General features: G+C 50.2%; 7 protein-coding genes, 2 tRNA genes, 3 rRNA genes and 1 riboswitch. Of the genes, 5 read left to right on the forward strand and 7 right to left on the reverse strand.

The annotated features are described in order from the left end of the window. The first annotated feature begins 354 nt into the window (after window positions 1–354). The 5 genes from AC5SV9_RS18830 (at window position 355) to rrf (ending at window position 5,491) form a co-directional block, all read left to right on the forward strand. Window positions 355–1,891, forward strand: a 16S ribosomal RNA gene (locus AC5SV9_RS18830). A 72-nt stretch (window positions 1,892–1,963) separates the two neighbouring features. Next, a tRNA-Ile gene (locus AC5SV9_RS18835) sits at window positions 1,964–2,040 on the forward strand. Between the two features lie 91 nt (window positions 2,041–2,131). Further along, a tRNA-Ala gene (locus tag AC5SV9_RS18840) sits at window positions 2,132–2,207 on the forward strand. A 194-nt stretch (window positions 2,208–2,401) separates the two neighbouring features. Beyond that, window positions 2,402–5,284: ribosomal RNA gene (locus AC5SV9_RS18845) — 23S ribosomal RNA — on the forward strand. Between the two features lie 92 nt (window positions 5,285–5,376). Further along, window positions 5,377–5,491, forward strand: a 5S ribosomal RNA gene (gene rrf / locus AC5SV9_RS18850). The 16S, 23S and 5S rRNA genes sit together here with 2 tRNA genes alongside, the layout of an rRNA operon. A 214-nt stretch (window positions 5,492–5,705) precedes the next feature. Here the strand turns inward: rrf and thiH are convergent. The 7 genes from thiH to AC5SV9_RS18885 all read right to left on the reverse strand — a co-directional run bounded on the left by thiH (window position 5,706) and on the right by AC5SV9_RS18885 (window position 15,613). After that, a complete protein-coding gene (gene thiH / locus AC5SV9_RS18855; RefSeq protein ID WP_475150778.1) occupies window positions 5,706–6,818 on the reverse strand; it encodes a 2-iminoacetate synthase ThiH in 1,113 nt (370 codons plus the stop codon). After that, the gene (locus AC5SV9_RS18860; protein ID WP_475150777.1) at window positions 6,815–7,582 is read right to left on the reverse strand and encodes a thiazole synthase; all 768 of its coding nucleotides are present in this window, start codon (window positions 7,580–7,582) and stop codon (window positions 6,815–6,817) included. The genes thiH and AC5SV9_RS18860 overlap by 4 nt, the downstream gene beginning before the upstream one ends. Window positions 7,583–7,584: 2 nt before the next feature. Beyond that, entirely contained in the window at window positions 7,585–7,785 is a 201-nt protein-coding gene (gene thiS / locus AC5SV9_RS18865; RefSeq protein WP_475150775.1) for a sulfur carrier protein ThiS, read from the reverse strand. Next, entirely contained in the window at window positions 7,769–9,268 is a 1,500-nt protein-coding gene (thiE, locus tag AC5SV9_RS18870; protein WP_475150773.1) for a thiamine phosphate synthase, read from the reverse strand. Before thiE ends, thiS begins: the two co-directional genes overlap by 17 nt. Continuing rightward, window positions 9,261–11,036, reverse strand: a complete 1,776-nt coding sequence (thiC, locus tag AC5SV9_RS18875; RefSeq protein WP_475150772.1) for a phosphomethylpyrimidine synthase ThiC — start codon at window positions 11,034–11,036, stop codon at window positions 9,261–9,263. The genes thiE and thiC overlap by 8 nt, the downstream gene beginning before the upstream one ends. A gap of 96 nt (window positions 11,037–11,132) precedes the next feature. Further along, a riboswitch (TPP riboswitch) is annotated at window positions 11,133–11,243 on the reverse strand. Between the two features lie 81 nt (window positions 11,244–11,324). After that, entirely contained in the window at window positions 11,325–12,758 is a 1,434-nt protein-coding gene (sbcB, locus tag AC5SV9_RS18880; protein WP_475150769.1) for an exodeoxyribonuclease I, read from the reverse strand. Between the two features lie 326 nt (window positions 12,759–13,084). Then, a complete protein-coding gene (locus tag AC5SV9_RS18885) occupies window positions 13,085–15,613 on the reverse strand; it encodes an EAL domain-containing protein (protein ID WP_475150767.1) in 2,529 nt (842 codons plus the stop codon). Window positions 15,614–15,657 lie beyond the last annotated feature (44 nt).

Here is a 15,657-nt window from a genome sequence, read left to right on the forward strand (position 1 = left end):
GTTTAGAAAGAAAGTTAAAAATCTTCAAAAAGACGCTTGACAGACTTTCTTAAATCACTAAAATGGCGCCCTCGCTTCACGGTGGTGGTAAACACGGTGAAACGGGATAAAAAGTCGGGTGTGACGAGTGTTTTTAAAAAAGAATAATCGTCACGCTTGACTTAAAAACTGGGAAGTGTAACATACGCCTCCCGCTTCTAAGCGAAGCACGCTCTTTAACAATTCGCAATCAATCATCTGTGTGGGCACTTATGATGGATTTCACAAAATGAAATTTATCGGTTGAGTGACTTACATAGAAATATGTTTTAAGTCAGTAAGACTGAGCAGTCCTTTATGGACAGCAAACACTTTTAATTGAAGAGTTTGATCATGGCTCAGATTGAACGCTGGCGGCAGGCCTAACACATGCAAGTCGAGCGAATGAAGGGAGCTTGCTCCTGGATTTAGCGGCGGACGGGTGAGTAATGTATAGGGAGCTGCCCGATAGAGGGGGATACCAGTTGGAAACGACTGTTAATACCGCATAATGTCTACGGACCAAAGTGTGGGACCTTCGGGCCACATGCTATCGGATGCACCTATATGGGATTAGCTAGTTGGTGGGGTAATGGCTCACCAAGGCGACGATCCCTAGCTGGTTTGAGAGGATGATCAGCCACACTGGAACTGAGACACGGTCCAGACTCCTACGGGAGGCAGCAGTGGGGAATATTGGACAATGGGCGCAAGCCTGATCCAGCCATGCCGCGTGTGTGAAGAAGGCCTTCGGGTTGTAAAGCACTTTCAGCGAGGAGGAAGGGTGTTGTGTTAATAGCACAGCATTTTGACGTTACTCGCAGAAGAAGCACCGGCTAACTCCGTGCCAGCAGCCGCGGTAATACGGAGGGTGCAAGCGTTAATCGGAATTACTGGGCGTAAAGCGCACGTAGGCGGTGTGTTAAGTTGGATGTGAAAGCCCCGGGCTCAACCTGGGAATTGCATTCAAAACTGGCACGCTAGAGTATGTGAGAGGGGGGTAGAATTCCAAGTGTAGCGGTGAAATGCGTAGAGATTTGGAGGAATACCAGTGGCGAAGGCGGCCCCCTGGCACAATACTGACGCTCAGGTGCGAAAGCGTGGGGAGCAAACAGGATTAGATACCCTGGTAGTCCACGCCGTAAACGATGTCTACTAGCTGTTCGTGGTCTTGTACTGTGAGTAGCGCAGCTAACGCACTAAGTAGACCGCCTGGGGAGTACGGTCGCAAGATTAAAACTCAAATGAATTGACGGGGGCCCGCACAAGCGGTGGAGCATGTGGTTTAATTCGACGCAACGCGAAGAACCTTACCTACTCTTGACATCTAGCGAAGATTGCAGAGATGCAGTTGTGCCTTCGGGAACGCTAAGACAGGTGCTGCATGGCTGTCGTCAGCTCGTGTTGTGAAATGTTGGGTTAAGTCCCGCAACGAGCGCAACCCTTATCCTTAGTTGCCAGCACGTAATGGTGGGAACTCTAGGGAGACTGCCGGTGATAAACCGGAGGAAGGTGGGGACGACGTCAAGTCATCATGGCCCTTACGAGTAGGGCTACACACGTGCTACAATGGTACGTACAGAGGGAGGCAAGCTGGCGACAGTGAGCGGATCTCTTAAAGCGTATCGTAGTCCGGATTGGAGTCTGCAACTCGACTCCATGAAGTCGGAATCGCTAGTAATCGCAAATCAGAATGTTGCGGTGAATACGTTCCCGGGCCTTGTACACACCGCCCGTCACACCATGGGAGTGGGTTGCAAAAGAAGTAGGTAGCTTAACCTTCGGGAGGGCGCTTACCACTTTGTGATTCATGACTGGGGTGAAGTCGTAACAAGGTAACCGTAGGGGAACCTGCGGTTGGATCACCTCCTTACCTAAAGTGACATGAAGTTATAAGTGTTCACACAGATGATTGATTGCATGAGATAGAGCACACGTACAGATTGGGTCTGTAGCTCAGGTGGTTAGAGCGCACCCCTGATAAGGGTGAGGTCGGTAGTTCGAGTCTACTCAGACCCACCAAATTCCGCGTTATACGGCGTTGCTTCCCTGCTTGCATACCTAAGTATGCTTCACAGGAAAGCGCCTTGTCTAAAGCGAAATTAACTAGATTGGGGTTATAGCTCAGCTGGGAGAGCGCCTGCCTTGCACGCAGGAGGTCAGCGGTTCGATCCCGCTTAACTCCACCATTCCTTTAGTGTGTTGAAATTCAAATGAAACTGTTCTTACGAGAATGATTTGATTTGAGTTTAATCTCAAACTGCTCTTTAACAATTTGGCAAGCTGATAGTAGTAAAAAACAAGCTAAGCAACCTCTCGAACTCAAGCGAGAGAGTGTATAGCAAAGCACACTGTACGACACAAAAACATTTTTGGGTTGTATGGTTAAGTGACTAAGCGTACACGGTGGATGCCTTGGCAGTCAGAGGCGATGAAGGACGTACTAACCTGCGAAAAGCTGTGGGAAGCCGGTAAGAGGCGTTAGACCCGCAGATGTCCGAATGGGGAAACCCAGTGAGTTTACTCACTATCCTTAACTGAATACATAGGTTAAGGAGGCAAACCGGGAGAACTGAAACATCTAAGTACCCCGAGGAAAAGAAATCAACCGAGATTCCGTTAGTAGCGGCGAGCGAACGCGGAGTAGCCCTTAAGCTGGATTGGTGTTAGTGGAATCATGTGGAAATATGAGCGATACAGGGTGATAGCCCCGTACACGACAATGCCTTTTTAGTGAAAACGAGTAGGACGGGACACGTGGTATCCTGTTTGAACATGGGGGGACCATCCTCCAAGGCTAAATACTCCTGACTGACCGATAGTGAACCAGTACCGTGAGGGAAAGGCGAAAAGAACCCCTGTAAGGGGAGTGAAATAGAACCTGAAACCGTGTACGTACAAGCAGTGGGAGCACCTTCGTGGTGTGACTGCGTACCTTTTGTATAATGGGTCAGCGACTTACATTCTGTAGCGAGGTTAACCGAATAGGGGAGCCGTAGGGAAACCGAGTCTTAACTGGGCGAATAGTTGCAGGGTGTAGACCCGAAACCGGGCGATCTATCCATGAGCAGGTTGAAGGTTGGGTAACACTAACTGGAGGACCGAACCCACATCTGTTGAAAAAGATGGGGATGACTTGTGGATCGGAGTGAAAGGCTAATCAAGCTCGGAGATATCTGGTTCTCCTCGAAAGCTATTTAGGTAGCGCCTCGAGCGAATACCATTGGGGGTAGAGCACTGTTTGGGCTAGGGGGTCATCCCGACTTACCAACCCCATGCAAACTCCGAATACCAATGAGTACTACTCGGGAGACACACGGCGGGTGCTAACGTCCGTCGTGAAAAGGGAAACAACCCAGACCGCCAGCTAAGGTCCCAAAGTAATGATTAAGTGGAAAACGATGTGGGAAGGCATAGACAGCTAGGAGGTTGGCTTAGAAGCAGCCACCCTTTAAAGAAAGCGTAATAGCTCACTAGTCGAGTCGGCCTGCGCGGAAGATGTAACGGGGCTAAATCATTCACCGAAGCTGCGGACTTGTGCTTGCACAAGTGGTAGAGGAGCGTTCTGTAAGCCTGTGAAGGTGACCCGGGAGGGTTGCTGGAGGTATCAGAAGTGCGAATGCTGACATGAGTAACGATAAGGGGAGTGAAAAACTTCCCCGCCGAAAGACCAAGGGTTCCTATCCCATGCTAATCAGGGTAGGGTGAGTCGGCCCCTAAGGCGAGGCTGAAAGGCGTAGTCGATGGGAAACGGGTTAATATTCCCGTACCGGCCAATACTGCGATGGGGGGACGGAGAAAGCTAGGCAAGCGCGGCGTTGGTAGTCCGCGTGAAAGTATGTAGGTTGAGCGTTTAGGAAAATCCGGATGCTTAAGACTGAGATACGAGACGAGTCACCACGGTGACGAAGTTGCTAACGCTATGCTTCCAGGAAAAGCCTCTAAGCTTCAGGTATTGGTGACCGTACCCTAAACCGACACAGGTGGTCAGGTAGAGCATACCAAGGCGCTTGAGAGAACTCGGCTGAAGGAACTAGGCAAAATAGTACCGTAACTTCGGGAGAAGGTACGCTCTTTGCTGTGAAGGACTTGCTCCGTAAGCAGTGAAGAGTCGCAGTGACCAGCTGGCTGCAACTGTTTATTAAAAACACAGCACTCTGCAAACTCGTAAGAGGACGTATAGGGTGTGACACCTGCCCGGTGCCGGAAGGTTAATTGATGGGGTTAGCGCAAGCGAAGCTCTTGATCGAAGCCCCGGTAAACGGCGGCCGTAACTATAACGGTCCTAAGGTAGCGAAATTCCTTGTCGGGTAAGTTCCGACCTGCACGAATGGTGTAATGATGGCCAGGCTGTCTCCAGCCGAGACTCAGTGAAATTGAAATTGCGGTGAAGATGCCGTATACCCGCGGCTAGACGGAAAGACCCCGTGAACCTTTACTATAGCTTGGCACTGAACATTGACCCTACATGTGTAGGATAGGTGGGAGGCTTTGAAGCGGTAACGCCAGTTATCGTGGAGCCGTCCTTGAAATACCACCCTTGTATGTTTGATGTTCTAACGTAGGTCCCTGAATCGGGATTGCGGACAGTGTCTGGTGGGTAGTTTGACTGGGGCGGTCTCCTCCTAAAGAGTAACGGAGGAGCACGAAGGTTGGCTAAGTACGGTCGGACATCGTACGGTTAGTGTAATGGTAGAAGCCAGCTTAACTGCGAGACAGACACGTCGAGCAGGTACGAAAGTAGGTCATAGTGATCCGGTGGTTCTGTATGGAAGGGCCATCGCTCAACGGATAAAAGGTACTCCGGGGATAACAGGCTGATACCGCCCAAGAGTTCATATCGACGGCGGTGTTTGGCACCTCGATGTCGGCTCATCACATCCTGGGGCTGAAGTCGGTCCCAAGGGTATGGCTGTTCGCCATTTAAAGTGGTACGCGAGCTGGGTTTAGAACGTCGTGAGACAGTTCGGTCCCTATCTGCCGTGGGCGTTGGATGATTGAGTGGAGTTGCTCCTAGTACGAGAGGACCGGAGTGAACGAACCGCTGGTGTTCGGGTTGTCATGCCAATGGCACTGCCCGGTAGCTACGTTCGGAACGGATAACCGCTGAAAGCATCTAAGCGGGAAGCCGGCCACAAGATGAGTCATCCCTCAGACTTTAAGTCTGCTAAAGGGTCGTTGGAGACCACAACGTTGATAGGTGAGGTGTGGAAGCGCTGTGAGGCGTTAAGCTAACTCATACTAATTGCCCGAGAGGCTTAACCATACAACGCCAAAGATGTTTTAGGCTGAAAAGCCAACAGAAATACAGTGTGCATACTACAAGCTTGCTAAGTTAAAGACAGTAAACCGTTTTTGCCTGGTGGCAATAGCGCTGTGGAACCACCTGATCCCATTCCGAACTCAGAAGTGAAACGCAGCTGCGACGATGGTAGTGTAGCATTCGCTATGCGAGAGTAGTTCACCGCCAGGCGCCTCATAAAGCAGAAGGCCTACCTTAACCGGTAGGCCTTTTTGTGTTTGGCGGCCAGAACGTATCGTTCACCGTTGCACGCCCCGAAGCACAATACTCAACACTCTCAACAACGCGGCGGGTTTTATTGCCCACATAAAACTGCATCGAATGTTACCACCTGCTGGCCGCCCATAAAAAAGCCCGCTATGCGGGCTTATCAGAACTGTTAGCGTCAACGGCCGAGGCAAGCTTCCCAATCTTTCCAGACTGGCTGCAACCCTTGCTCAATCATGTCTGCAGCGACCTGTGAAGGTAAACGGTCGTCATCAATGCTGAACTGCTGCAGATTTTCCGGTGCTACACTATACCCCCCGGGTTGCGTTTTTGAACCAGCACTCAGACTGGTAATGGCTAGTGGAGCAACAGCGCGGCGAAATTCTGCCGACTCACGCGTTGACAGGCTTATCTCCAGTTCTGGCGCAAATAGACGAAATGCACATATCAGTTGGATGAGATCTCTGTCTGTAACAGTGTTATCAGCGATACCACCGCCACTGCAGGGGCGGATCCTGGGCACAGACAGGCTAAAGCGGCATTGCCAGTATCGTTTTTGCAAATACTGCAGATGTTGGGCAAGCATAACTGCATCGGTACGCCAGTCTGTCAGTCCAAGCAGAACACCAAGGCCTATCTTATCGATGCCGGCCTGACCAATTCTGTCCGGGCCGTTAAGCCGCCATGGCATATCTGCTTTGCGCCCTTTAATATGGTGCCGTTGATAGGCGCCTGCCTGATAGGTTTCCTGGTATAGCATTACCGCATCGACGCCAAGTTGCCGGAGTTCGGCATATTCTGATACGGCGAGTGGCTGGACTTCGAGCTGTAGGCTGCTGAAGTATCGTCTTATTACCGGGATTACCGTGCGAAAATATGCCATACCAACTTTGTGTTCATGCTCTCCGGTGAGCAGCAGAACCTGATCGATGCCCAGTGCTTTTAACGCCAGGCATTCCTGTTCAACTTCTTCAACAGTCAGTGTTTTACGCTTAATCTTCTGGCTCATAGAGAAACCACAGTAGCTGCATTCATTGGCGCACAGATTAGATAAATAGAGCGGAGCATAAAATTGTACCGTGGCGCCAAAGCGCTGTCTGGTCAATAAACCTGCTCTGTCGGCTATCTGTGGCAAGAACGACGTTGCTGTGGGCGACAGTAACGCCTGTAAGTCGTTAAACGTCAGTTTGCTTTTAGCTATCGCTGCCTGCACTTGCTGCGCCGTATAGTTATGACTATTTAGCTGAGTGTCATGCCAGCTTAGCGTTTGCCAGATATCGTGAAATGTCATAACGATGCCAAAAATTTAGTAAGTGGGCTGGACGCTTTAGCTGTGGAGTGTTGCAATGATAAGCCCGCTTCATAGGCTGAGCGACCGGCTTGAACTGCCAGCTTAAAGGCGTTTGCCATTGATACCGGTGAATGACTTGTCGCAATGGCCGTATTGATTAGCACTGCTGCCGCACCAAGTTCCATTGCGGCGCAAGCATGTGATGGGTAGCCTAAACCTGCATCAATGATCACCGGTACACCGGCCTGTTCAATAATAATGCGCAGCATAGCTTCGGTTTGCAAACCAAGATTCGAACCAATGGGGGCCGCCAGAGGCATTACTGCCGCGCAACCGGCTTGCTCCAGGCGTTTACATAATACCGGGTCGGCACCGCAGTATGGCAAGACAACAAAGCCACGTTGAACCAGTTGCTCGGCTGCCAGCAGTGTCTCTAGCGGGTCCGGCATCAAATAGCGTGGATCCGGATGGATTTCAAGCTTTAGCCAGTTTGTGTCCAGTGCATCACGGGCCAGCTCTGCGGCCAGAATTGCCTCTTTTGCCGTTTTTGCGCCTGAGGTATTGGGTAGCAGCTGAATATTAAGCTGGCGTAGCGGAGTGAGTAAGTCATCTTGCGGCTTACCAAGTTGCACACGTTTTAATGCCAGAGTGATAAGCTGCGTTTCGCTGGCAACAATTGCCTGTTGCATCAATGCCGCGCTGGCAAATTTACCGCTGCCAAGTAGCAAGCGGCTGTGAAAGGCTTTATCGGCGATAGTCAGCATGACTAGCCTCCTGTTACCAGCTGGAAAAATTGTACCGCATCGGCAGGTGCTAACCGGTGCTCCGGCCATAGCCGCTTAGCCAATACATTGTTGTTGATTGCAACTGCCAGCCCGTTTGGATCCAGCCCCAACCGCGTTACCAATTGTTCGACCGTGCTGATGGCTTCAAGCTGAAAAGGATCGTCATTAACTGTTATATGCATGATAGCTACTCCATTGCTGCAGCAGGTCGTTATACGCCTGCTGGGGTTTATGCTGTGCGGTAATTGCAGATACGACAGCAATACCGTCGACACCGCAGGCCGCAACATCTTTGATCTGCTGTAGTCCAATGCCGCCTATTGCAACTGTTGGGATATCGCGGCACAGTGCCGCATAGCGTTTTAGCTTCGTCAATCCCTGAGGTTTTGATGGCATCCACTTGGTTTGGGTAGCAAAAACGTGACCCAGCGCGATGTAAGAAGGCTTTAACTGTCGCGCAATCAGTAACTCTGTATAACTGTGGGTCGATATGCCAAGACGAAGGCCTGCTGATGCAATAGCCGCAAGGTCAGCTTGTAGCAGGTCTTCTTGTCCAAGATGGACGCCATAGGCACCATGTTTTATGGCTAATTCCCAGTGATCATTTATAAATAGCCGTAAACCATAGTCGCGACTCAGGTTTATTGCTTGCTTGATTTGTTGTTCAATATCTTTGGCATCACCTTGCTTTAGTCTTAGCTGGATGACATCTGGCTGACAGGGTAACAACGATAATAACCACTGTACGCTATCGACAACAGGGTAGAGACCTATAGGTGAAACCATAGCAGCAAAAGCCAGGTCCTCCTGCCGGGCTTGCAGTGGCTCTGGCAGATGAGGGAAATATAGCGGATTTTCCGGCCAGGAATGATGCTGCAGGCAGCCCGCCCCTTTACCAGTGGTATAGCTCAGACTTAGCGCTTGCTGCAGATAAGCTCGGGCAATAATAACTGAATCAATCAGTGTGTAATTATGGGCAGCAGATGCTGCGATAGCACTGGACAACACACAGCCTGTACCATGATTATTTTTCGTGGGCAGCCGGTTGTGGCTGAGTATAATATCTGGCCTGGCAGCAGTTCGCAGCGTATCGCAGACAAATTGTCTGCTATCGCTATGGCCGCCTTTTATCAGGACAGATTTTGCCCCTGCGGCGAGTAACTGATCTGCCTGCTGTTGTTCTGATGCCTGTGGTAAACCACTGAGCAGCGCCAGTTCAGGCAGGTTAGGTGTGATCAGATCCAGCAATGGCATCAGTTGACGGCGCCAGATACTTAAACTGCTCTGGCTGATAAAATCGTATCCTGAACTACTGCTTAGCACCGGATCGGCAATCACAGTAAACTGGTAAGCAGCTTTGTGTTGCCTTAGCCAGTCAGCAAGCAGTTGAAGCAGCTCGGGCTCGGGAATAAGCCCAATTTTAACCGCCCGCGGTGGCAAGTCTTCCAGCAGACAGTTTAACTGAGCACACAACAGTGCAGGGCTGACGGCTTCATAGCCAATCACCTGGCAACTATTTTGTGCTGTCACAGCTGTTATAACACTACAGCCATGGCATTCCAGCGCGCTGAACGTATGTAAATCGGCCTGGATCCCTGCGCCGCCACCGCTATCTGAGCTGGCAATAGTCCACACTATAGGTTTGGTGGGGGAGGGATCAGGCATCTGCAATCTCCTCATCTTGTTTAATTTGCTGGTTTAATCGCATTGAGCAAAACTTTGGCCCGCACATCGAGCAAAATTGCTCAGTATCAGCACCTTCATGGCTTAGCGTTTCGTCGTGGTAAGCTTTGGCGGTAAAGGGATCTAACGCCAGGTTGTATTGATCTTGCCAACGGAATTCATAGCGTGCTTTAGACAGAGCATTGTCACGTAGCTGAGCAGCTGGGTGGCCTTTGGCCAGATCGGCAGCATGGGCGGCAATTTTATAAGCAATTAGCCCTTGTTTTACATCTTCTTTGTTGGGAAGCCCCAGGTGCTCTTTTGGTGTTACGTAGCACAACATGGCGCATCCAAACCAGCCTATCATCGCAGCGCCTATACCAGAGGTAATATGATCATAACCAGGAGCAATGTCAGTCGTCAGGGGCCCCAAAGTGTAAAACGGTGCTTCGTGGCAGTGTTTTAGTTGTTCCGTCATGTTTTGCTGTATAAGTTGCATTGGCACATGGCCCGGCCCTTCAATCATCACCTGAACATTGTAGCGCCAGGCAATTTTTGTCAGCTCACCCAAAGTGCGCAGTTCGGCAAATTGAGCTTCATCATTTGCGTCGGCAATGCTACCCGGACGCAGGCCATCACCTAATGACAGCGAAATATCGTAGGCGGCGCACAGTTTGCAGATATCTTCAAAATGCTGATAGAGAAAATTTTCCTGTTGGTGCAGCCGTGTCCACTGCGCCATGATAGCACCACCGCGGGAGACAATGCCGGTAACCCTGCTCACCGTTAAGCTGATGAAGTCTTTTAATACGCCTGCGTGGATAGTGAAATAGTCAACACCTTGCTCTGCCTGTTCAGCCAGTGTGTCGTAAAAAATCTGCCAGTTTAGCTTGCTGACATCACCGTTTACTTTTTCCAGTGCCTGATAAATGGGTACTGTACCTACCGGCACCGGGCTGTTACGCAGGATCCAATCGCGGGTTTGGTGGATGCGGCGTCCGGTTGACAGATCCATTATGGTGTCTGCGCCCCAGCGTGTTGCCCAAACCAGTTTTTCTACTTCTTCTTCAATGCTTGAGCTGACGGAGGAATTACCAATGTTGGCATTCACTTTTACCTTAAAGTTACGGCCGATAATCATTGGTTCGGCTTCAGGGTGGTTGATGTTAGCCGGGATAATAGCGCGCCCGGCTGCAACTTCGCTGCGGACAAACTCTGCTGTTATCTGTCCTGGAATGGCTGCGCCAAAGCTTTCTCCCTTATGCCTGGCAATACCATCGTCAGTAGCCGCCATGTTTTCGCGCAGGGCAATAAAGTGCATTTCGGCGGTAATGATACCCGCGCGGGCATAATGCAGCTGAGTAACCGTTTTGCCCTGTTTGGCGCGTAGCCGTTGATGCGTGAACTCAGTTATCTGCTCGTCAAGTGCAATATCGGCAAAAGCCGGCAAGGGGGAATCTTCGGTGTCGTTACGCGCAGCTATCCAGTTTGCGCGCAGCTTGGGCAAACCTCGTAGTACATCTAACGGTTGGGCTGGGTCGCCATAAGGTCCTGATGTGTCATACACCGCTAAAGCGGGGTTCGGCTCAATGCTGCCATCCGCCAGATGACTATGGCTTAAATGAATATCCCGCACTGGCACCCTGACTCCGCTGTGTTCACAGTGCAAATAGCGGCGTTTAGAACCTGGGAAAGTTTCACCCTGCAATGCCTGAATATAGGCTCGGGCATGGGCGCGTAGGTCACGTTTGGATATAGTTGTAGCAGACATAGCAAGCTCCGGTTTTCAAGTTGAGGTTGCTTGTCCGGAGTAGGGCAGATAATCACATACAGCTAGGGCGCAGTGCGGACCTATGCTGGGTAGGATATGGTATAGCCCCTTGTTTCCCTTCGCAGGTATTAGCCTGATCAGGTTCAACGGATCCCGTTTTCACGGTCTCAGCCCGCTGTAAACAGCTGGGCACTCCGACAAGATGGCGCTAAGTATTCACGTATTACCAACGAAATTCAAGGCTCAGTATAAAAACATCTGAGCACTGTGGGTGCTGCAACGGCTTTTTTACAGGCTCTGAACGTACAAATACAGCGACTTCAGAATTTTCATTTTCTGCTCATCACTGGCATGTTCGTGTGCCAGATTCTCCAGCGCCAGACTGAATTCTTCCATGGTCAGGTTAGGTTTATCCAAACCGTGCATCAATTTGTCAGTACGGTAGCGTTGCCATTTTTGCTGCTCGCTGTCGGTCAGGCTGTGAGGATAATTACGCGCCCGGTATAAAAACAGCAGATTATTCAGCCTGTCGTCAGCGAAAACCGGTGCATTGCTGCCAAGTTGCTCAGGCGGCAGCTCATGCAGTTGCTGCATTTTTTGTTTATCGGCGTTGCTGATGAAACCGCTGTATAACTGATAATCCGGGTTTGTCTCGGTGGGATACTCATCCAGTTGCTGATAAAGTTCGATGGCTTTGCTTTGAGAAATCCGGTGTTGTCGCAGCCAGTCTAAATGTTCAAGGCACATCGCCCGGTTAATACCAAGCTCGGCCGCCCGGCTTTCACTCAGCGTTTTCGCCGGCGCCAGAACCGGGCATTTATTCAAATGCACCAGTTTTAAACCAAGCCGTTGCTCGCCATCAGCTAAATCAGCTGTTTTGGTGTACAGTTTTTCTTTCAGCGCAGTAATGTCGTCATGCAGCAATGGTTCGGGCGAAGCTTGCAGGTTGTAACAGATTACAGCGTTTTTATTTGTCGGGTGAAAGGCTAGTGGCACTATCCAACTAACACAGCCTGAGCTTGCCGGAAACTTCGATGAAACATGAACCAGAGGTGTCATGCCCGCAACGTCAATCAGTTCAGCGGCTTTGTTTTTTTGTCTCAGTTCAAACAAATAGGCAAACAGTTTTGGTTGCTGTTGTTTAATCAGCCTGGCTATTGCGATAGTGGCATGCACATCTGATAACGCATCATGGGCCTGTTCATGTGCCAGGCCGTTGGCTTTTGTCAGCTCTTCCAATTTAAAGCTTGGGCTGCCATCTTCACGCAGTGGCCAGTTTATTCCTTCCGGGCGAAGTGCATAACACGCGCGAACCATATCGATAACGTCCCAGCGGCTGTTACCATGCTGCCATTCACGGCTGTATGGCTCGTAAAGGTTTCGGAACAAACTGTGCCGGGTCACTTCGTCATCAAAACGCAGGTTGTTATAACCGATTACGCAGGTATTGGGCTCACTGAACCGGCTTAAAATGCGCTGCATAAAGTCAGTTTCCGGCAGGCCTTTTTTATTACACAGCTGAGGGGTTAAACCGGTAATAAGCGCAGCTTGCGGATGGGGCAGATAATCATTCGCTAACTGGCAATACCAAACATCTGGTTCGGCAATAATATTCAGATCCAAATCTGTACGGATACCGGCAAATTGCGCGGGCCGGTCACGCTTGGGGTCTGCGCCCCAGGTCTCATAGTCGTGGAAATAATAAGACATTTGTGTAGACATAGTTCAGTACTGTTATATGTTTTCTGCCAGAATAGAAAGGCGCGATCATAACATCAGACTGGCAACGGTGCGCTACTTATCGTCAACTAAGCTTTCGAGTGCTGACCCTGGGTCTTCTTCGCCACATACTGAGCTGTCTTCAGGGCTTGCTGCCTCTGCGTCGCGGTGCGAAAGTGGCGGTTGCCGTTTGGGGTCTTGGGTTGAAGCTGTGTTGTCTGGATCTGAATGCTGCGTCATTCTCTACCGCCAAAATGGATACTTTTGTCAGAAGTATAGGTAGGCTGAGGGCTAAAGCCAAACGACTTCATTACGAGCATGGCTCGGTTTTAGCCAGACTCTGCTATGTCAGCCTTAAACAGCGATGCAAACTCCTGTGCCGGCCGTGGTGCGGAAACCAGATAACCCTGGCCCTGATTGCAGCCAGCCTGGCGTAAAAACTCCAGTTGCTGCTGATGTTCAATACCTTCAGCGATAACATCTAACCCCAGCGCTTTGGCCATAGCAATAATAGCGTTGACGATTTGGCAGGCTCCGCGGTTGCCGGGGATATCCCTGACAAAGCTCTGGTCAATCTTCAGTGTATCAATGGGTAAACGTCTTAAATAAGATAGCGAAGAGTATCCGGTGCCGAAGTCGTCAATAGACAATTTGAAGCCTAACGCTTTAAGTTGGGTCAGCTGATACTGGGTTTGCTCTGCTTGTTCGGGGATCAGGCAGCTTTCAGTTAACTCCAGCTCTATCCGCTGTGGTGGCACGTCTGCCAACCGGATAATATGGTGTAACCGGGTAACAAACGCTGAGTCAGCAAGCTGCAGCGCCGATATGTTTACCGATACAGGTATAGTGCTGCCATGCCATTGTTTCAACTGCATGCACACCCGCTGCAGAACTTGCTCACCAAGTGCAGTGATAAGCCCCAATTTTTCTGCCAGCGGAATGAATTGGGCAGGGGACATAACCCCCAGCTGAGGATGCTGCCAACGTACCAGTGCTTCGAGCCCAACTAACTGTTGAGTGTCCAGCGTAAATTTAGGCTGATAATACACGTCGAGTTGCTGTAAGCGCAGTGCTTCGCGCAATGCCTGCTCCAGTTTCAACTCATCGACACTCTGTTGCCCGGCGCTGGCATGGTAAAAATAGTACTGGTTACGGCCACTGTTTTTTGCCTGATACATCGCAACGTCGGCATGCTTAACCAGTTGCTCAGCATTAGCACCATCCTGCGGAAATACCGCAATACCTATGCTGGTTGTCAGGAAAAACTCCTGGTCCAGCAGCCGTACTGGTTTTTCTATCTGTTTAATCAAGCGCCTGGCTAAGCACTCCAGCTGATCTGTCTGGTGAATCTCAGGCAATAAGATGGTAAATTCATCGCCGCCCAGTCTGGCGACGGATTCGCCTTCGCGCACTGTTTCGCTAATTCTGCGCGCTACCTCTTTCAGTGCCTGATCACCGGCCTGATGTCCAAGGGTGTCATTGATACGTTTGAATAAGTCTAAATCGAGAAATAACACCGCGAGCTTATGATTGTGACGTTGTGCATTCGCGAGGCTAAGTTGCAGCCGGTCAAAAAACATGCGACGGTTTGCCAGCCCGGTTAATTCATCAATGTAGGCCAGTTGATGGATTTTTTGCTCTTGCTGCTTGCGTTCAGTGATATCACTGAAGATTGCTGCGAACTGGCTTATCTGCTGCTGTTCATTGCGGATAGCCGTAATAGTAAGCCACTGTGGATAAAGCTCTCCATTTTTGCGTTTGTTCCAGATTTCGCCCTGCCAATGGCCATGTTGCAGTAATACCTGCCACATATCGCGGTAAAATTCTGTTTGATGCAGGCCTGAACTGAGCAGACGCGGGCTTTGTCCTACGACTTCCTGTAACGAATATCCGGTGATATTACAGAAACTTGGATTTACTGATTGGATAATACCGTTGTGGTCTGTAATCATAATGCCATCGAGCGACGCATCGATAACTTTATGCGCTAACCGCAGATAATCGGCCGACGTTCTTAACGCTACGTCCCGGGCCATCAGCGCCGTTCTTAATTGGTCAACATAGGCATATTCGACGTTACGCAGGATGTCGTTGAACGATAATAAACCGATTAACCTGTTATCCTGTTTTACGGCGACATGCCGTAGCTGGTTGTCTGTCAGCAAACGCACCGCCTGCAGCAGTGTAGCGTTAGCGCTCATGCTGACCAGTGGCGTAGTAGCCAGCATTGCAACAGCTGGGTTAGTGTCATGCTGCGTCAGAAAGCCAATCAAATCTTGCTCAGTGAGAATACCTTGTTCACCATTTTCGAACTGAACGACAGCGGCGTCAGCATCATGCTGATGCATCTGAACGACAGCGGCAGACAAAGGCAAAGACGCTTGCAGATGCAGTGGCTCTTTGTTTATGCATGAACTGACGTCGCGAAACTGCAGGTAAAACTCTATTCTCTGTTGCCTGACAATATCACTTTGTGTCAAAAGACCGACCGGGTTGCCGGATGGGTCTTCAACCAATAAACGGCGAATACCATGCTGTAACATTATGCCTGCTGCGCTGCTGAGCCTGCTGCTGTTTTTCACACTACGCACCGGTGAGCTCATGACATTCAGCAAAAGAGTGTCAGCGGTACCCGGTTTGCCAAAATCCAACTTCCTGGTATCTGCCGCCGTCCAGATACCACAGACTCTGCCATTGTCGGGTGCAACGATTAACACGCTGCTTATGCTGTGGCGGCGCATTAAAATAGCGGCGTCGCGCACTGTTTGATCACTACCGCAGCAAACCAGCTGTTTTAGCGCAACAGTGGCTATCACAGGGTCATTATCATGCAGTGAAGTGTCTGAGGTATCGGGCATTATGCTGTGCAATCCAGGCGTCGAAATAATCTGTCCGGCACTTT

The sequence above is a fragment of the Rheinheimera sp. ATLC3 genome (assembly GCF_059429535.1).